This is a genomic window from [Clostridium] citroniae WAL-17108 (assembly GCF_000233455.1).
Taxonomy (GTDB): Bacteria; Bacillota; Clostridia; order Lachnospirales; family Lachnospiraceae; genus Enterocloster; species Enterocloster citroniae.
The window spans coordinates 291308-309950 of the sequence record NZ_JH376423.1 but is presented as its reverse complement, the minus strand read 5'-3'; the positions used below and the strand labels follow the sequence as shown (position 1 = coordinate 309950).

Sequence of the window (18643 nt, the reverse complement as noted above, 5' to 3'; positions counted from 1 at the left end):
AATAATGGATATCAACTATGAACTATATAAAGTATTTTACCATGTCGCCATCACACTGAGTTTTTCCGAGGCTTCCAAGCAGTTGTTCATCTCGCAGTCAGCGGTCAGCCAGTCCATTAAGGTCCTGGAGAAAAAGCTGAACCAGCCCCTGTTTATCAGAAGCACTAAGAAAGTACAGCTGACCCCGGAAGGTGAGATCCTTTTAAAACATATTGAGCCTGCCATGAACCTGATCAAGCGGGGGGAAAACCAGCTGCTGGAAGCCCATACCCTAAACGGCGGACAGCTTCGCATCGGCGCCAGCGATACCATCTGCCGCTACTATCTGGTCCCCTACCTGAACCGGTTCCACAAGGAGTTTCCCAATATCCATATTAAGGTTACCAACCAGACCTCTATTGAGTGCGCCCGTTTTCTGGAAAATGGTCAGGCTGATTTTATTGTGACCAACTATCCCAACTCCGCCCTGGCCGGAAACATGCACACCCGGGTCATCAACGAATTCCATGATGTGTTTGTGGCCAGCAGGTCCGCCTTTCCTCTGGAAGGCAGGAAGCTCACCCTGGAGGAGCTGCTGGACTATCCCATTATGATGCTGGACCGGAAAAGCACCACCAGTGAATTCCTTCACCAGATTTTCCAAAAAAGCCAGCTGGACCTGGTTCCCGAGATCGAGCTCTCCAGCAACGACCTGTTGATTGATCTGGCCCGCATCGGCCTTGGGATCGCATTTGTGCCTGATTTCTGCATCCCTGCCCAGGATGAGAATCTGTTTATCCTGAACCTGAAGGAGCAGCTTCCCTCCCGCCAGATGATGGTGGCCTACAATGAAAGTCTGCCCGTATCCCAGGCTGCCAGACAGTTTATGGATATCCTGCAGTAGAGCACGCCTGGTCCGTCCGGTCCCAGAATGCGTTTACCGCCTGCCCCACATTATAGCGGTTGACCACCGTATAGGTCCCCCACTCCCTTGGAAACAGGGATACACACTGGGGATTCAGGAAGCGGTCGTCCAACAGGGCGATCACCCCCTTGTCCCTGATGGTACGAATCACGCGGCCTGCGGCCTGCATCACCTTATTCATGCCCGGATACTGATAGGCATAATCAAAGCCGCAGCCGCCCTGCTCATCAAAATAATCCCTCAGTATCTCCTGCTCCGTGTTCACCTGGGGCAGGCCGGTCCCAATGATAATGGCCCCAATAAGGCGGTCCTCCTTTAGATCGATCCCTTCTGAAAAGATCCCGCCCATAACGCATAGCGCTGCCAAAGACCGGTCCCTTTCCTCCTCGAAATGCTTCAGGAAATCTTCCCTCTCCTCCTCGGTCATACGATTCTTCTGGGCGATCCAGGTAAAATCCAAAACATGTTCTTCCTGCCGCCGGCCAAGGATCTCTCCTATCTCATTCAGATATTGGTAGGATGGGCAGAACACCATATAATTCCCCTGTCTTCCTTCCACGATCCGGCATATATAATCCGCTATTTTCTCATACTCCCGCCTGCTGCGCCTGCTGTACCGGCTGCTCACATCACTGGCTGCCAGTACCAGGCGGTTTTCCTGGGGAAAGGGGGACTTTGCATATACGGCATACTCTTCCTGGCTGCCGCTGAGCAGTTCCTTATAGTATTGGATGGGCAGCAGGGTCGCGGAAAAGAATACGGTGCTCTCCCCCCTGTCCAGACATTCCTTCAGGTTCAGGGACGGATTGATGCACAGGAGCTTTACCATAAACTGTCCGTCAGGAAGAAGCCTGGCATAGATCCGATAATTGTCATCCAGCCTGTCATAGACATATAGAAAATCCCTTGCAGCAAAATAAAATTCCAATACAAGATCCCTGTCCGGAAACTCCACGTTCTCGTTCATAAAGGTTTCCAGTTCCCCGAACAAAGACATGAGCTGCAGCGCCAGAAGATTCACATCAGGGAGAAGTTCATAGTCACTTCCCAGGACCTGCCTGTGAACGATCCCCTCCTCGTTCCCTGACCCATATGCCCGCTTCAGCTCCAGAAACTTCTGGTTGCACTTGTCCAGCTGTGGCAGGACACGGCCTGCTCCTGGCTGGGATTTTAAAATCCGTTTTACTAAAAGCACGTCCTCCTTTACAAGGCTGGCGCTGTACATTTCCCTGGCTCTTGGCACCAGGTTGTGGGCCTCGTCCACCAGGAACAGATACCCCTGTCCCGGCTCCCCCTCTGAAAAGTACCGCTTCAGCCTTACATTTGGATCAAACACGTAGTTGTAGTCACAGATGATCCCATCCACCCAGTTGCTGATATCCAGGCAGAACTCAAAGGGGCAGATTTGAAAGCGCTCCGCATATTCCAGCACCTTGTCCCTGGTAATGCCGTCCACTTCCCCAATGATCTCATAGACCGCATCATTAACCCGGTCATAATGGCCCCTGGCACGCGGACAGGACTGGGGATTGCAGTCCGGCTTATCCATGATGCACAGCTTTTCCTTGGCAGTGATGGTAACCGTATTAAAATACAGTCCCCCTCGCCTCAATATGGCAAAAGCCTCCTCAGCCACACTTCTGGTAATGGTCTTGGCGGTGAGATAGAACAGCTTTTCCCCGTGCCCCTCACCCATGGCCTTCAGACTGGGATAGATGGTGGAAAGGGTCTTGCCAACTCCTGTGGGCGCCTGGATGAACAGGTTGCGCTTTCTGGCAATGGAGCGGTACACATCCACAGCCAGTTCCTTTTGTCCTTCCCTGTAGGGATAGGGAAAAGGCAGCTCCTTAAGGCACTCCTGCCTGCGCAGGCCATGGTGGTAAAGGTATCTCGCCCACTTTACATACTCGTGGATCAGTCCCTGAAACCACTGGGTCAGGTTCTCAAAGCTCCTCTCCTCCCTGAACCGCCTGATCTCCTCCGTCTCTATGTTGCAGTAGGTGATCTGGATCCCAATGGTATCCAGATCATGGTCATGGCTGTAAAAATAGCCGTAACACAATGCCTGGGCCAAATGGACCGGGTCCGGCTCCTCCAGCCGGTCTACATCCATATAAATACATTTGATTTCATCGATCACAGTGCCGGCCGGTTCCGTAATGATCCCATCCGCCCTTCCCTCCACCAGGATCTCGAACATATCCTCCCGGACCCTGTGCTTTAACATCACCTCAGAGCGGTAATCGCTTCCCATACGCCTCTGTATCTTGCGGTGAAGCCTGCTTCCGGCCTGCATGGCCTCTTTCTTTGCCCCTGCTGTCCTGCGGTTATCCAGATCACCGTTTCGCATCACAAATTCCACCAGATTGCGTACCGATATCCTGATTGGCGGCTGCGCCTGGGTCTGTTCCTCCAATTCCCGCTCCCTCCTTGCTCCCCGGATGCCCAAAATTCAGTGAAACATCCATACCTGTCATCTGTCCGTCCTTATATCCCACATATCATACCATAAAAAAGGAGGGATTGCAAACAGACGTTCGCAATCCCTCCCGGCCGCTGCCATCAGGCAGACGTCCATCAGGCAGCCGTCACAGCTGCATGGGGTAAAATGGTGTCCAGGTATTCCTCAAACCGTTCATCGGCTCCGTTAAACTGGACTGTCAGTACCCTGGTGAGATCCAGGCTCAGTACTCCCAGAATGGACTTTGCGTCAATGGTTACCCTGTTGTAAAATACGTCAATATCAAAGTCACACCTGGTAGCTTCCTCTACAAACCGCTTTGCTTCAGCTATTGTTGGTAACATAATCTTCTTTTCTTTCATAGTTCAGTCTCCTTTTAGGGGCACCCCCTGATCCCTGTTGCACGGATCCGGGTGTCCATCAATGACAATTGGAAAGGTTGAAATATATATATCACTATTATATTCAATTGTCAAATTTCGTTTCACCCCTCTCCCCTGCCGGGGGGAGGAATTTTTATGTCCATTATCACCTAAACAACAAAAAAATCCGTTATTTTTTTGTAAAATAGTTCAGGACAGTTCCCAAATTTCTGGGGAACCATCCTGATTCTTATCCGCTGCAGCCTGATTTTGTTCATTGAATTTTAGCTTTTCATAGAAAATTCCGGCCCGAAGCCATCATTTACCGCTTTAAAACAAGGTGCTGCGGCAGTCCGTTGACCATAAACGGCTGATAATCTCCCTGGATCAGCGGCTCCACATAGTTGACAAATTCCTGGGTCACATAACTGCCGTCTTTGTTCACCCAGTTCCTGGGCACCACCTTTTCATTGTTTGCGATCTTGTGCACATCATAGATACCTGCCGCGCTCATATACGGATCATCTGAAACACGGTCGATCACCACCATCTTACCGGTATCTCCCTCATCCGCTGCCTTCACAGCAGCGCCGCCCACCATGAAGGCCTCATTGATATCCACTCTGGACGCCATATGGGAGGCACTTCTCTGCAGGGTTGAAAGTTCTACGGACCTGGCCTTGCAGCCCAGTTCAGCAGCCAGGAAACCTGCCAGATAATCTGCCGTACCTGCCAGCTGCTTGTGTCCGAATGCATCCACATAATCGCTTCCGCCTGCCAGCTGGCACACGTACCGTCCATCCAAAACCTTGATTCCCTCAGAAACGGCGATCACACTGGATGGTTTTTTCTCAATAAGATCCTTGCATTTTTTAAGGAATTTATCAATGTCAAAGGGAATTTCCGGCAGGTAAATAAGATCCGGTCCGCAGCAGTCCTCAGTCCTTGCAAGAGCCGTGGAACCGGTCAGCCATCCCGCATTCCTTCCCATACACTCCATGATCGTGATGGTCTTGCGCTTAAAGGAAAGGCCCATGGCATCCCGTATCACTTCCTTGGTGGATGTGGCTATGTACTTGGCAGCGCTTCCAAAGCCAGGGGTATGGTCCGTCAGCGCCAGATCATTGTCAATGGTTTTTGGAACCCCCAGGAACTTCTGGTCATGGCCCTTCACAATGGCATAGTCTGACAGCTTCTTTATGGTATCCATGGAGTCGTTGCCGCCAATATAGATAAAGACTTCGATCTGCAGCTTATCCAGGATCCCGAAAATCTTTTCATAAAATCCTGGATTCTCATGGATGTCCGGCAGCTTATAGCGGCAGGAACCCAAAAATGCAGAGGGCGTCCGCTTTAACAGTTCAATATCCATGTCCGAGTGGATCTGAGTGGACAAGTCCACATACATTTCCTCCAACAGGCCTTCAATCCCATGGAGCATTCCATACACCTTGTGGAATCCCCTCTCCTTTGCCGTCTTGTATACCCCTGCCAGACTGGAATTGATAACTGCCGTGGGTCCTCCTGACTGCCCAACTATGATATTACGTCTTTTCCCCATACAATATCCCCTTTCTTAGTAGTATTAATAATGGCCGTCCGGCTCATCAAACTCACTCTCATCGTTCCCATCGCCCTCATATCCACCCATAAACTCCCTGGAGGATACCCGCTTATTGTCACGCTCCTGCTCTACCAGCTGGGATAACTGTTCCTTCACCGCCTCGCAATTCCTGATATTATGTATATCAAAGGCCTTCATGGTCTTGTCGCTGCTGTCCACATGGATCGTGCCCAGCCCAACGATCCTCTGCCAAAAGGACCTGCGCAGGGATAGGTCCAGAATGCGGTACAGACGCACCTCATCCTCATGTATATTCAACATACCCGACTTGATAAAAAGACGGTCTTCCGTCAGTCCATATACAGTAAAGGTCCAGGGCAGACCCAGCCGGTTTCGTTTTCTGTCTCTCCATACCAAATCATCACGTTTCATTTCCAGTTCCTCCTCTGAGCGATCCTGCCAATGTCTCTTTTCCTATTGTACTATAAATTCTCGCAAATTTCCATAAAAATCTCGCAAATACATTCATAATTCTGCGTTTTTTCTCTTTTGTTTCCAATGTTTTCTTATAACTCATAAAAACGCTCCTATCTTCTGAACAAATAAAAACAGCTGCCCAAAGGACAGCTGTTGATGATCTCTTGATGATCTCTGTTTTTCTATATCTCTGTTTCTTCTATACCCTCAGTGGACAAGGGGACACACGGTTTTGCACCACAGCTTTGCGATTCTGCGGCGTTACTGTCGCTCGGCGTATGCCCCCCTTGTCCACTGAGGGTAATTATAGTGTATGTATATCTCAATCCTTAAGGTTCTCCTGTTCAGCGTCTTCCTCCTGCTCCTCAGGCAATTCCACTTCTTCCCAGATAAAACCGCCGGCTGTTTTCTGAGCCCCGCTGAGGGCGCATGACAGGCTTCTTCTGCTGATCTTCAGGCTTCTGCTGGCATGGGCAATGGAAAGGAACTCCCCAACCACCTCTCCGTCCGGGGTTTTTTGAAGCAATGGCCGCTTATCGTGGTTTCCTATTTTACTTGTAAGATCGATCTCTATGTTCTCCTTGGGAGAATCCACCAAAACCTTCCTCCACACAAATCCGCCTCCGGTTCTGCGCTCGCCGTGAGCCGCCCTGGCTATGGAGCCAATGGAAACTCCTGTGGCCTCATGGGCCGCCCTGGAGCTTTTGTAGTCTGCCAGATACACACCTTCTGTAGAATATTGACGATATACATAACCTGCACTAATTGTCCGACTCATCTGTAGTATTATCCTCCCGTTATTGTAAGATTGCCAAATGCACATAGTCATTATATCAACTATTGACTTCTTTGTCCAGACAACTCCTTACACGTATACCTCCCCCTATTTATAGTGTATTCGTTTTTGCGAAGATGTTTTTTTCAAAACACTACCGCCCGCTGTCTGCCTTTTCTCAAAAAGGCTTGTACTTGTTGCAAAAGTCATAGTAATTTTCCATTGTTTGTGATAAATTATATATATCAAACATTCAGCACGGAGGTAATGGAATATGTATGCAGAATTTACAGATGACCTGATTACAGGTAATGAGATGATTGATTCCCAGCACAAGGAGCTGATCAGCAAGATCAACGACCTATTAAAGAGCTGCGAGGAACGGTCCAACCAGAGCGGGGCGGCCAGGATGTTAAACTTCCTGGCAGACTATACAGACTATCACTTCAGGGAAGAGGAGGAACTCCAGGCTTCCATCAATTATCCTGGCATCAATGAGCACAAGGAGAAACACAAAGAGCTGAGGAACACCGTACAGGAACTCCACGAGATGCTTATGGAGGAGGAAGGTCCCACTGATGCATTTGTGGAAAAGGTCAGTGAAAAAGTCAGGGACTGGCTCTACTACCACATCCAGACCTTTGACCGCTCTGTGGCGGAATTCAAATTCATGAGGGACAACGCGGAGCGTATCTGATGTCCCCACATTCAAAACAGCCGATTCCAGGCACCGGACCAGGTGCTGGAATCGGCTGTTCTTGATTAAAAATCTACTCTTCCTCCGGCCTCTTAATTCCCACCGGTCTCACTGAGATTCCATTTATTTCCACATGTTCATTGATGGCAATGACAATACAGGGCCGCCCCTCTATCATCCTGTTTTCCACCAGATAGGTTTTATCCGGCGCAACCTTGATGCTCACATCCGGGGTCTTGATCTCAAAACTCTTTGTGTTCACCACGTTTGCCGCCACAAAGCTGGTTCCCGGGCCATCCTCCACTTGCGCGTACCGCTGTTCAAATTCTTCCAGCTTTTCCGGCGTTGCCCCATTGGTCTCCAGAAGCTTTTTCACCTGATACTTATCCAGGGTCAGGGGAACGGGCTCATCCTTTGTCTCCTCCACCAGCTCGGCCAGGTTCTCGTGAATGGTCTTCACCGTCTCAAAATCGCAGTTTTCTCCCAATGTCTCCTCCACAATGGCCTGGAAGGTTTCCTTCTGGCTCTTGGCCGACATGGGAACCACGCACCCCAGAAGCTCATCGATCAGGATCTCCGGCATCTGTTCCGGGTTCTTTGAATAATATAAAAGACTGTGGATATCCGTATTCCTGTCATTAAAGGCCGGGAACAGGAATCCCTGGTCCGGCGCCTCCACCAGCCAGTCCCTGCTGCGGTTCTCAATGGCATTGGTCAGGGGATTGTAGCTCAGCCCGGCCTTGGCCAGTTTTACCGGACAGATGGTGCACTGAATAAACTCATACACGTATTCGGAGGCGTCAAACATCTCCATTCCGTCCGTGGCCTTGGCCGGAATATCATACGCACAGTGGATCAGTATGATATAATAATTTTCACCATAGTCATAGTTTGCGATCACCTTATCATAAAACTCCTCCAAAACCCCATCATCCTTAAGCTGGCTGTCCCGCAGCTTCATAAGGAAATGATGTGTGCCTCCCTCGGCCTCGGTATGTAAGGGAAATTCCATATTGATCAGGTTCTTCCCCACCGTACCGGACAGGGCATTCCTGAAAATGGTAAAATACTTAAAGGCTTCCTCCTCGGGCAGGGAAAGGAACGCCTCCTTAAGTTCCGTCTTCTTATTCTTCTCAGCATCTACGTAACAGCCGCAGATACGTGTGATGGCACAGTTTGCCGGAGTAAAAAGCTTTTTTATTTCATTTGCTTCCTTTTTATTCATCCTGTCTCTCTCCTGTCCTTACCGCCTTGTCCCACACCAAAATGGACCGGACGGTTCATATTGACAGCTTTTATACTAGAACAGAATCTCCCATAAGTCAAGTAGCCAGTTTCCCGAACTTACCGGTCTGCTGAGAGTAAAGAAAGATTTTAACAGTCCAGGGTCACCAGTGTCCATCTCTCATTCTGCATCATGACAAAGCATGGCCGTTTGATTCTGAACCGGTAATATTTCTCAACAATATTCTGGACAACTCCGTATTTCATCAGGCTTTCACAGGGCGGATAGATGGGCATATGTAATAACTCCTTTCAATGGTTCGGTCTGCCTTGGCGTGCTGGCGCCAACGCCGGTTTTGCTCCGGGCATAATCAGGCGGGCGCTTTGCACATTTGCCAAAGGGATTCTCATGTCAGACACAGATATTACATTTTATGCAGCCTGTCCTCTAAATATGCTCAAACCACAGCTTCTCAAACTCCCGGGCCGGAAGAGGCTTGGAAAATACATACCCCTGTACCATGTCGCAGCCGATAGAGCGCAGGTACTCCACCTGCTCCGTTGTCTCAATACCTTCAGCCACCACCTGCACATGCAGCCGTTTTGACAGGTCCACCAGGCATGTGATCACATCCCTGGCCTTTGACCCCGTCATGTTGAGGAAAAAGGACCGGTCCAGCTTGATCGTGTCCACGTCAAACTCCTTTAAAAGTCCCAGTGAGGAATACCCAGAGCCAAAATCATCCAGGGAACAGTCAAATCCCAGCATATGCATCTGGCGGATAATGTCCCTCACCCGGTCAATCTGCTGGTTGTCAAAGAAAATGGATTCGGTCAGTTCAAACTCAATGGCTCCCCGCGGAATCCCGTACTCCTGCGCAATGCGGTAAAACTCATCCAAACAATCTTCCTTTGTAAAATGCTGCCTGGACAGATTCACAGAAACAGGGATTAATTCCCTGCCCTGCCGGATCCAGCCGCGGATCAAAGCGCATACCTCTGTAAACACATAGAGGTCCAGCCTGCATATTTTTCCGTTGCGCTCAAACAGCGGGATAAAATCCGATGGATAGATCACGCCTCTCTCCGGGTGGATCCACCGCACCAATGCCTCGGCTCCCTTGATCTTTTCATCGCCAAGCCTTACCTTGGGCTGCAGATACACATGGAAATCATGATTCTCAAGGGAATCCTCAAACAGGTCATTAAGCTCCTGTTCCTTTTTTAATTGTTCCGTCAGGCTCTCATCATAGAACACACATCCCTGCCAGAAATCCAGATCCCGGCCCCGGCAGGCAAGCCTCGCCCTGTCCTGTATGATCGTAATCTCCTGGGAGGGATCCTCCACCCGGCAGGCTCCCTGCCTGAAAGCCATATGGCAGCCGGGCAGGTCTGTGTCGCGGAAGGAATTGATGTCCTGGATCATGTTGTCCAGCCTGCCCTGGACCTCCTGAGGTGTGTTGGCCCTGATACAGAGGAAAAAATAGTCGGATTCGCCTCTTCCCACAAACTCATCCTTGTGCGGGCACACGTGCTGTTCCAGCACCTGGTATATGTAGCCCAGTATTCGGTTGCCTGTAAGGCTTCCAAACCGTTCGTTGATGAGTTTAAAATTCTTCACATTCAACAGCACCACCGTATAAGTACCCGGTTCCATCCCCCTGGCCAGTTCCCGGTACTTCAGCTGGAAAGCGGCGTTATTCCTTCCCCCTGTCACCGGGTCCACAAAGGCAAGGCGTTCCAGCTGCAGCCTGTGGATATGATAAAACCGGTATACGGCAAAAAGAAAAATAAAAAAGATAAGCATTGTGACCGCCATGATCACAAAGGACTGGATGATATAGCGCTCGGCTCCGCCGGAAATAATATCAGAGGGGATAAGTGTAAAGAGGAACCAGTCATTGATCTCCAGTTCATTGTATGCCAGAAACAGATCCTCCCCGGTAACTGCGGTAAATTCCAGAATGCCGCTGCTGCCCTTGTGCATGTCAGACTGCATCTGGTAAATATCCGACTTCACCTTACTGTCCTTCTCTTTTCTGAATATATCATCCAGCTGGAGGAACGGCTTTAAATCAGTGGGTGAAATAATCACCTGGCCGGTGCTGTCAACAATGCAGCTGATCACCTGCCCGTTAAAACTTTTAGAGGATATCATAGCCTGCATATTTTCCTTGCTTCTTATCCCAACCAGCACATCCTCCACCTGGTTATCCCTGTAAACGGGAACGGAATAAAAAAATGCTCCGCCCTCCCAGATAATTGGCACTTACCTTTCCCAAAAAAGAGGACTGGATGCCGGGTATCTTTAAATAGTCTTCCGGTGTCAATTCCCAGGAAGAAAGGTTAGAGTCGGAGGAAATAAAATTCCCCTGTCTGTCCAAGATGATCAAGGGATCACATTCCAGTATGCGGGCTTTGCGGTTCAGGAATTCAGTGATCGACTCCTCTTCCTGATACATTGTCAGACGGGAAATGGAATCTGACACCATCTCCAGGTCGGTCATTTTATTGATCATTGCATCCCTGATATCCCTTGTAAGCTGTGATGTCACATCATACAGGTATTCCTGGGTGCTTTGGTTTAACACCACACGCAGTCCTGCCGCATTCCAAATGGATACCGCAAAAACAAAAACCAGGGCTACAGATAACAGTATCATCTGCACTCCCCGGAAAAAAGGCTTTTGATCATCAGGAAATCTGTTTTCTATCTGCTTCATTTCCTTTTGTTCTCCATTATCTTAAAGTGTATTCTGTTTTATTTTAAAATACGGCACAGGATAAATCAACATACGATTTGTGTACGTAAGCATATAGTATTCTGGAAAATCTATGATATAATAGGGTGTATTCTCGGAGTCCTGGCCCCCATTCCTGCGGCTGATTTTCCGAGAGTGCATTAGAGACATTTGGAGGATTTGTTAATGGAGAAAAAAAGAACATTATACGAATACCTGTATCAATGCCTGCGCGAACAGATCCTGACCGGTTACCTGGGTTATGGGGATACTCTCCCTTCCCTTAACCAGTTGTGCGATATCTATCACGTGGGAATCAGGACAGCAAAGGATGTATTAAAGGATCTGAAGGAGGAGGGCCTGATCCGGACCGAGGAGAGAAGGCCTTCCGTAGTTATATACCGTCCCTGTACCGGTGCGTTAAATGAGGCGGCCATACAAACTGTCATGGAGAAAAAGACCTCGATCCTTCAGGTCTATGAAACCATGACCCTGCTGATGCCCTGCCTTTTTTCCTTTTCCGCCCAAGTGTGCGGCGCAGAGACGCTGGAGCACTGTTTCCAGCAATTAAAGAAAAGCGGCAGAAAATCCCTGCGGATCCGCTGGAAAGCCTCATCCGTTGCCCTCCACAGCCTGCTGGACGCATCTGATAACCTGCTGTTCAGGGATATTTTCACAAGCCTTGAAATCTGTGCTCGGGTGCCGTTTTTCCTGGACTGCACCCAGTCTGAGTTCTTTGCGTCCGCTTATAAGGATTACAAAGATCCCATGTGGATGATGGATGCTGTGAACAGAAAACATCCAAGGGAGATCCATCGCTGTTTTACCGGTATGTATCGTTCCATCACAAGCGCGGTCAGACAGTATCTGGATGACCTGTCCTCCCACATGACGGTTCCCATAATGGATGATCCCGATTACTACACCTGGAGCGCGGAACAGGGAAGGGACCATTACTATATGCAGATTACCCGCGATCTGATTGATAAGATCGGGACAGGCTATTACAAGGACCGTTCCTTTCTTCCACCGGAGGCGGCACTGGCTGAGGAATACCAGGTCTCTGTGTCCACCATACGGAAAGCCCTTGCCGTGCTCAACAAGACCGGTTTCTGCCAAACCTACAATGTCAGGGGTACCCAGGTGACCCTTTTTAACGATGACGCCACACTGCAGTGCATGAAGAACAAGGTCTTTAAAAAGGACACACTGCTGTATCTTAGCGGACTTCAGTTCATGGCCATCGCAGTGTACCCTGCCGCCGTCCTGGCATTTGATTTCATTGACAGCGCCAGCATTGAGCGCCTGAAACAGGATATGAAAAAAAACAATGTCATTCCCCTGGACCTGCTGGTGCAGTGTACCATAGACCATCTTCCCCTACAGCCCTACAAGGTAATCCTTACAGAGGTCAAAGAAATGCTCCACTGGGGTTATTACTATTCCTTTTACAGCGAGGGTCTGAACGCAGCAGACGCATTATACCAGAAAAGCATGAAGGCATTCCGCTGTCTGGCTTTTGGTGAAAAGGAACGGTTTGCGGACCAGCTTTCCCAATGCTACTGCCATATGCTGGAATTTGTCCGCAATTTTCTCACAGGCTGCGGCCTTCCGGAGGCTGCCGCCCTGGCAACGCCCCATCCCGGAGCTTACTGATACCGGACATTGATGAGCGGAGACATTACTGGGACATTACTGTAGGCTGACATTGCCGATAGGGCTTGATGAGGATACGGCCGCATGCTATAATGTATCTCTCATTACCATCATATAAAAACACAGGAGGTTTCACATGGACTTTATTTATGAGAAGAATAGGATCATGCTGCCAGGAGACAATGGCGCCATTCTTGCCGAGGTATCATTCCCGGACGTGGATACGGATACGGTCAATATCGACCACACCTTTGTGGATGACTCTCTGAGAGGACAGGGGGTTGCCGGCAAACTGATGGAAGCAGCTGCAAAACAGCTTCGGGAAACAGATAAAAAAGCGGTTCTGACTTGTTCCTATGCCGTGAAGTGGTTTGAAAAGCATCCTGAATACAGCTCAGTGGTGAAGGGCTGATCACCTGACATCAACCTGATGTCACTTTCCAAAAACAGATTCTTCCTTGATATCCAGACGGCTGCACCATTCCCTCATCTTTGACTCATCATAATATGAAACAGAGAAGTCGTCCAGGGAGAGGCCGATCTGGATATCAGTCTTAATCGTGGCCAGCTGTTTGGAGAGCATGGCAGCCGCTTCCCCGCACACCTCGCCCTCTTCGGTCTTTGTCAGGGCCTTGTACGGGGAACGGCTGATCCCAAGACCATTTTTCCAGAAGTCCTGCAGTTCTTTTAAAGCTGTCTTATCCTCCTTTACATCATGAATGGCCTCATAGAGATCCTCCACACTTTTGTATTCGTTCAAAAGGATCGGCGCAGCGCTTGCCACCCCCTTGACTCCCGGGATATTATCTGAGGTGTCCCCCTGGATCCCCTTTAAGTCGGTTATCTGGCAGGGCCATACCCCTTCCTCCGCAAATACGTGCTCTGCTGTGAACTCAAAGGTTTTTTCCGGCAGGTTGACGCTCCTTTTATCCAGGCCGTAGGGAGCATAATATTTATTGTACAATTCATCTGCTTTTTCCTGTTTGGACTGGACCATCCAGGCTCTTACATTGTGCTCGTCACTGACAAGCTGAAGGTAATCGTGGTCTTTTGTCATCACCACCATGGGGATCTGATCCCTGAATTTCATCACCAGACTGCCTGCATAATCATCCGCCTCAAACTGACTGTCATATAAGACCCGAAACCCTGCATCCTCCAGGATTTGTTCAAGGAGTACAAACTGCTGTTTCAGCGGTTCCGGCGTAGCGGACCTGGTCCCCTTATAGTCCGGGTACAGCTTCCTGCGAAATGTATCCCTTGTTTTATCAAACACAAAGGCAATGTGGTCCGGCGCCTGTTTTTTTAGCAGGGAGGCTGTGGCCTTCAGCACGCCGAAAATCCCATTGGTATACGTACCGTTCTCTGAATGGAGTATTTTATCGTAGTGTTTCTGCCTCTCCTCCTCGGTCTTTGCAAACATGATTTCCCTTGGCAAAACAGCATAATAACAGGTTGACAACAGGGAGGAGCCGTCAACGATCACAAATTTTCTCTCTGACATATTCATTCCATCGCTTTCATTTTAGTCACAGTCCAGTATATCTTTTGCCCGCCCCACCGTCAATGCAAAAAATTCCGGGCCGGATCCCCGGCCTGAATCCCCGGCCTGAATCCCCGGCCTGGATTCAACAATGCCAGGTCAGTTCACCTGCGGGCACCACAACATACTCATCCGCCCGAGCTCCCATCCTCATGATCACATTGCGGATCCCCGCCTGAATGATCATCCTTGCACATAAAGGACATGGTTTGGCCCTGTGCACGGAATTGTCCATGGGATTGACCCCTGCCAGATAAAGGTCAGCACCCATGGTCTGTTCCCTTGAGCAGTTTAACAGCGCATTCTGCTCCGCATGGACCGCACGGCAGATCCCATATCCCTCTCCCTGGTGCATTCCCAGTTCGATCCTGGGACATTTCCCCGTGTCACAGCAGTTGTCATACCCTCGGGGCGAACCGTTGTAGCCCGTGGAGACTACCACATCATCCTTAACAATCACGGCTCCGTATTTTCGTTTAATACAGGTGCTCCTGTAGGCAAATGTCTCAGCCACATTCAGATATGTGTCTGTCTTTGAAATTCTCTGTATTCCATTGGGCTGTACCATGGTATCTGTTCCCTCCCCATAAGTTCAATGTACTCTCGGAGTCTCCGAGAGTACACATCATTTAACTAATATCTTATATCAAAAATACGGAACTATCAACTAATTATAACCCAGGAATCTGTAAGAAAGTCTTAATTGTTTTTATGTATCTTTTATTCCACGGACAAACTTTTGTCATACTTTTCCAGTAGTATAGAACATGTACAAGGCACAAACCTTTTTATATATACCTTTCATACTCATGCCGCCGGGATCATTACTGGCGGCTCCCCTCTTTTTTAGGGTTTCTCGTCTATCTGTTCTCTGGCTTCCTTCAGCTTATCCCCCTGGCTTTCCTGAAGATCCATGGCACTGTCCCACAGACGGCCGGCCTGTTTCCGCTTTGCCTCCAGTGAACGGTTCTCATTTTCAATCATATCGCCAACATTTGCACCGGTTCCCATTCCCTTGCTTTCCAGCTTGTCAATGTGTATCCCGCCCATGTGTATCTCAGCTTCCTGCACCCGTGCATCCCCTTCTGCCTTGTCCTGTGCCGCTGCGATCTTTTCAGCATGTTTTAAGTCCGCCGATGCCCCCGCAAGCCTGCTCATATGCTCCGCGTCCCGCTGCTGCCGGGTTTTGTGTCCATCATCTCTCCCCGGCTTCTTTTGATCGTCCTGTTCCACGGCCTGCTTTGCCTGGCTTGCATATGCATCGGAAATCTGATGGTCGATCTGCTCCAGCTGCTTTCCATAATATTTCAGCTGCTCTTTAATGTCCTCCACCTTTCCTCCGTTTTTAAGCGTGGATTCCACAAGGTCATTCCTGTTCTTTATGACCGCCTCCTTTTGCTTCCTCAGATTCTCGATCATACTCATCAGCTTGCCCTGGGGCGAAAGGTTCACCCGGTCCTTTTTCATATGCCCCGCCTTAGCTCTACCGCCATCCGGATGATTCCTGGCAACAGAGGCATTGATCCGGGCGGTATTGATAACAGAATGTCCAGGCTGCTGCATCGTAAGGTTAACTCTCATCTTAATCCTCCTGTTCTTTATGAGTACTCTTATTCATTATCGTACCATAGCCTGAAAAGTTTACTGTTTTTAATCCAAGAGAAGCTTTTTTACAGTTCGTTGATGGTTTCGGTTACGGACAGATCTCCTATTCTTTTCGCCGGAGCATAAGCTGCTATGGCCGCTGCCAAGAGTACAAACACAAGTATGACCGCCAAATTGACAACGGGGAACCGCCAAACAGCATAGCTGAAATGGCTGGCAATAAGTTGATCGAACAGAAGCTTACTGCAGGGCACTCCCACCGCACAGCCGGCGGCGCAGCCCCAGAAAGCATAGGTAAAAGCTTCAGCAGCGATCATCCGGGTGATCTGGCGCCGGTCCATCCCCACTGCCCGCATGGCGCCGTATTGCTTGATCCTTGCGGATACGCTCATGGAAATGCTGTTTACAATATTCAACAGGGTAACCAGGGTGATGATTCCCAAAAATCCATATACGCAGGATACAAAAGCAAAATATGTGCCGGTGGTGCGTTCATCTCGCTTATCGTTAAATACATACCCACCGCCTGCCGCCCGCCCCAGCGCCTTGATGTCCTCATCGGTCGCATCACCTGTTGTCTGGATCATAATCAGGGAGTAATCCTCCACATCCGTCAGGCGGGTAAACGTATCCCTGGAGGTGATCAGTGTAATCTTGCCGTTAGTAAGGCCGTCACTGCTGAAGGGGTCATATTTCAGCAGACCGGCGATTTCCAGTTCACTGCCAGCCACCAGAATCCTGTCGCCGATCCTCAAGGGACTGTTCTGATCCCAGGCTGCCAGGACATGACCGCTGTTTCCATAAACCTTTGAAAGGCTGCTGCCCCGTGTTAACGCACGGTCCTTTTTAAGGCAGTCTAAATCGAAATCATCAAAGGAAATGATATCAACCGCACCGTAAACCGTGGTATCGCCCATTACTTCTGCAGGGACCCCAAGGCAGCTTTGACGGCCATAGACATATTTTACCCCCTTCATACCGCTGATGGTGCGGACCAGTCCGCCTGGGATTGAGTTGGAACCGTCACTGCTTGAAATATCCACGTCAGAGGTGCTGGCCGATTGCGGCATCACGTAGTTTACAAAGTTGATCAATACGGAAAAACTGAGAAAAAGGATAATGGTAAGGGCAAAGGACCCCGTCATCAGAAACAGGTTTTTCTTTGCCGATACCCCATGATGAATGCCCAGGGCTGTTTCGATTTTAAGAAAACGGAAATCAACCGCACAGCGTACCGCCTGCGCTCCTGTCCGCGCATTTTCCCAATGACCGGAAGCTGCCGTCACAGGCGATACGTTTGCCGCTCTTTTTGCCGGTGATCCTGCAGCAAGCAATACGGTGACAACGCCCACCACAATACCGCTGATCAAACCAACAATGCTGAACCGAAACAAGGGTATATGAGAAAATTCCTCACCCACAATAAAACGCAGGACGGCGCACAGGACCCATGAGGCAAACGTTCCAAGTAAAAGACCAATGGGGACCGCGGTTTTACACCAATTGAGAGCCTCCAGCCTGATAAAACGGTTAATCTGCTGTTTACTCATCCCGATGCAGCGCATCATACCAAAAAACTGTGTTCTTTGGGCCACGCTGCTGTTCATACTGCTGGAGATCATTAAAGCTCCGGCGATCAATACCAGCAGAAATAAAACCGCGGCAATCAACAAAAGGGATTGTCCCATTGCGCTGTTAAACAGATTTTGAACCGGCAGACTGCCATGTTTTTCCAGCAGTCTTTCCTGCTCCATCCTGGCCCCCATCTCGGCCATACTGAACACAGCCGTTACCATAAACACGGAAAAAATAATACACAGCAGGGTCATACGGTTCTGCCGCCTGTGTACTTTGGCTGATATCGGGATCAGGCTAAGGTAACTTTTCATTCGCGGCACCTCCCCAAGTCGGACACCACCCCATCGGACACCTGCAGGATCCGGTCCGCTGTCTGTGCAATGCTCCTGCTGTGAGTGATCATAACTATGGTCTGCTCATATTTTCTTGAGGCTTCCTTGAGCAGAGTGATCACCTCGCTGGTGTTTTGGGAGTCAAGATTGCCGGTAGGCTCATCAGCGAGGATGAGCGCCGGCCGTGTGATCAAAGCCCGCCCGATCGCAACGCGCTGCTGCTGGCCGCCGGATAACTGGCTGGGCAAATGATGGCGGCGCTCTTTTAAATTCAATACAGCAAGCAGTTCTTCCAAATACTTCTTGTTAGGTTTCTCATAATCAAGCAGGACAGGAAAGATGATATTCTGCTCCACGGTCAATTCCGGGATCAGATTAAAGTTCTGAAAGATGAAGCCTATATTCCTGCGGCGGAAAACAGTCAAGCTGCTGTCTTTCATGGAGAAAATGTCCCTTCCATCAATCAACACCCTGCCTGAAGTAGGCGTATCAAGCGCGCCTATCATGTTCAGCAGCGTGCTTTTCCCTGAACCGGACTCTCCGACAATGGCAACGAATTCACCCTTTGGGACAGAGAAAGCCGCTTGCTTCAATGCATGTACAGCAGCTTCCCCCCTTCCATAGGTTTTTGAAACATTCTGTACTTCTAACAGATCCATAAAGTCTAACACCTCTTTCTTCCTTGATCAGGAAAGAGTACCACATCAACATTACTGCCGGATGA

Annotated in this window: 19 protein-coding genes; 4 read left to right on the top strand and 15 right to left on the bottom strand. The window is 49.4% G+C overall.

All coding sequences use genetic code 11. The features are described 5' to 3' along the window. Positions 1-4: 4 nt before the first annotated feature. On the top strand, positions 5-883 hold the full coding sequence (locus HMPREF9469_RS16605; protein ID WP_007863922.1) for a LysR family transcriptional regulator: 879 nt from the start codon (positions 5-7) through the stop codon (positions 881-883). Here the strand turns inward: HMPREF9469_RS16605 and HMPREF9469_RS16600 are convergent. The 6 genes from HMPREF9469_RS16600 to HMPREF9469_RS16580 all read right to left on the bottom strand — a co-directional run bounded on the left by HMPREF9469_RS16600 (position 864) and on the right by HMPREF9469_RS16580 (position 6546). Further along, positions 864-3254 (bottom strand): ATP-dependent DNA helicase, encoded by a 2391-nt coding sequence (locus HMPREF9469_RS16600; protein WP_050814468.1) that lies wholly within the window; start codon positions 3252-3254, stop codon positions 864-866. The genes HMPREF9469_RS16605 and HMPREF9469_RS16600 overlap by 20 nt on opposite strands. 227 nt (positions 3255-3481) lie before the next feature. After that, positions 3482-3727, bottom strand: a complete 246-nt coding sequence (locus HMPREF9469_RS16595) for an HPr family phosphocarrier protein (RefSeq protein ID WP_007863918.1) — start codon at positions 3725-3727, stop codon at positions 3482-3484. Between the two features lie 322 nt (positions 3728-4049). Beyond that, positions 4050-5288: a 6-phosphofructokinase gene (locus HMPREF9469_RS16590; protein ID WP_007863915.1), complete on the bottom strand. Its 1239-nt coding sequence runs from the start codon at positions 5286-5288 to the stop codon at positions 4050-4052. Between the two features lie 24 nt (positions 5289-5312). Continuing rightward, entirely contained in the window at positions 5313-5723 is a 411-nt protein-coding gene (locus HMPREF9469_RS16585) for a PH domain-containing protein (RefSeq protein WP_007863913.1), read from the bottom strand. Then, positions 5713-5868, bottom strand: a complete 156-nt coding sequence (locus tag HMPREF9469_RS32090) for a hypothetical protein (protein ID WP_007863912.1) — start codon at positions 5866-5868, stop codon at positions 5713-5715. Before HMPREF9469_RS32090 ends, HMPREF9469_RS16585 begins: the two co-directional genes overlap by 11 nt. 222 nt (positions 5869-6090) lie before the next feature. Next, on the bottom strand, positions 6091-6546 hold the full coding sequence (locus HMPREF9469_RS16580; RefSeq protein WP_007863910.1) for an NUMOD1 domain-containing DNA-binding protein: 456 nt from the start codon (positions 6544-6546) through the stop codon (positions 6091-6093). 271 nt (positions 6547-6817) lie between these two features. On the opposite strand from HMPREF9469_RS16580, the gene HMPREF9469_RS16575 reads away from it, so the two are divergent. Further along, positions 6818-7240, top strand: coding sequence for a bacteriohemerythrin (locus tag HMPREF9469_RS16575; protein WP_007863909.1), 423 nt, complete (start codon positions 6818-6820; stop codon positions 7238-7240). A 73-nt stretch (positions 7241-7313) separates the two neighbouring features. Here the strand turns inward: HMPREF9469_RS16575 and HMPREF9469_RS16570 are convergent, their stop codons facing one another. The 4 genes from HMPREF9469_RS16570 to HMPREF9469_RS33515 all read right to left on the bottom strand — a co-directional run bounded on the left by HMPREF9469_RS16570 (position 7314) and on the right by HMPREF9469_RS33515 (position 11187). Then, positions 7314-8465 carry a DUF4317 domain-containing protein gene (locus tag HMPREF9469_RS16570; protein ID WP_007863908.1) on the bottom strand — a complete coding sequence of 384 codons (1152 nt, stop codon included), beginning with the start codon at positions 8463-8465 and terminating at the stop codon, positions 7314-7316. A gap of 149 nt (positions 8466-8614) precedes the next feature. Next, positions 8615-8761, bottom strand: coding sequence for a hypothetical protein (locus tag HMPREF9469_RS32485; protein ID WP_007863907.1), 147 nt, complete (start codon positions 8759-8761; stop codon positions 8615-8617). Positions 8762-8912: 151 nt separating this feature from the next. Next, the gene (locus tag HMPREF9469_RS16565; RefSeq protein ID WP_007863906.1) at positions 8913-10733 is read right to left on the bottom strand and encodes a bifunctional diguanylate cyclase/phosphodiesterase; all 1821 of its coding nucleotides are present in this window, start codon (positions 10731-10733) and stop codon (positions 8913-8915) included. Then, a complete protein-coding gene (locus HMPREF9469_RS33515) occupies positions 10675-11187 on the bottom strand; it encodes a hypothetical protein (RefSeq protein ID WP_007863905.1) in 513 nt (170 codons plus the stop codon). Before HMPREF9469_RS33515 ends, HMPREF9469_RS16565 begins: the two co-directional genes overlap by 59 nt. Positions 11188-11391: 204 nt before the next feature. Between HMPREF9469_RS33515 and HMPREF9469_RS16560 the strand changes: the two genes are divergently transcribed. Together HMPREF9469_RS16560 and HMPREF9469_RS16555 are read left to right on the top strand one after the other, a co-directional pair. Further along, a complete protein-coding gene (locus HMPREF9469_RS16560; RefSeq protein WP_007863904.1) occupies positions 11392-12861 on the top strand; it encodes a GntR family transcriptional regulator in 1470 nt (489 codons plus the stop codon). Between the two features lie 136 nt (positions 12862-12997). After that, positions 12998-13273: a GNAT family N-acetyltransferase gene (locus HMPREF9469_RS16555; protein ID WP_007863903.1), complete on the top strand. Its 276-nt coding sequence runs from the start codon at positions 12998-13000 to the stop codon at positions 13271-13273. 21 nt (positions 13274-13294) lie between these two features. Here the strand turns inward: HMPREF9469_RS16555 and HMPREF9469_RS16550 are convergent, their stop codons facing one another. From HMPREF9469_RS16550 to HMPREF9469_RS16530, 5 genes are all read right to left on the bottom strand, one after another. Next, positions 13295-14365: a 5'-3' exonuclease gene (locus HMPREF9469_RS16550; RefSeq protein WP_007863902.1), complete on the bottom strand. Its 1071-nt coding sequence runs from the start codon at positions 14363-14365 to the stop codon at positions 13295-13297. Between the two features lie 124 nt (positions 14366-14489). After that, positions 14490-14972 (bottom strand): deoxycytidylate deaminase, encoded by a 483-nt coding sequence (locus tag HMPREF9469_RS16545; protein ID WP_007863901.1) that lies wholly within the window; start codon positions 14970-14972, stop codon positions 14490-14492. A 278-nt stretch (positions 14973-15250) separates the two neighbouring features. After that, on the bottom strand, positions 15251-15985 hold the full coding sequence (locus HMPREF9469_RS16540) for a hypothetical protein (protein WP_007863900.1): 735 nt from the start codon (positions 15983-15985) through the stop codon (positions 15251-15253). An 89-nt stretch (positions 15986-16074) separates the two neighbouring features. Continuing rightward, a complete protein-coding gene (locus HMPREF9469_RS16535; protein WP_007863898.1) occupies positions 16075-17898 on the bottom strand; it encodes an ABC transporter permease in 1824 nt (607 codons plus the stop codon). Next, complete coding sequence (locus tag HMPREF9469_RS16530; protein WP_007863885.1) at positions 17895-18578, bottom strand: ABC transporter ATP-binding protein; 684 nt, start codon at positions 18576-18578, stop codon at positions 17895-17897. The genes HMPREF9469_RS16535 and HMPREF9469_RS16530 overlap by 4 nt, the downstream gene beginning before the upstream one ends. Positions 18579-18643: the final 65 nt, after the last annotated feature.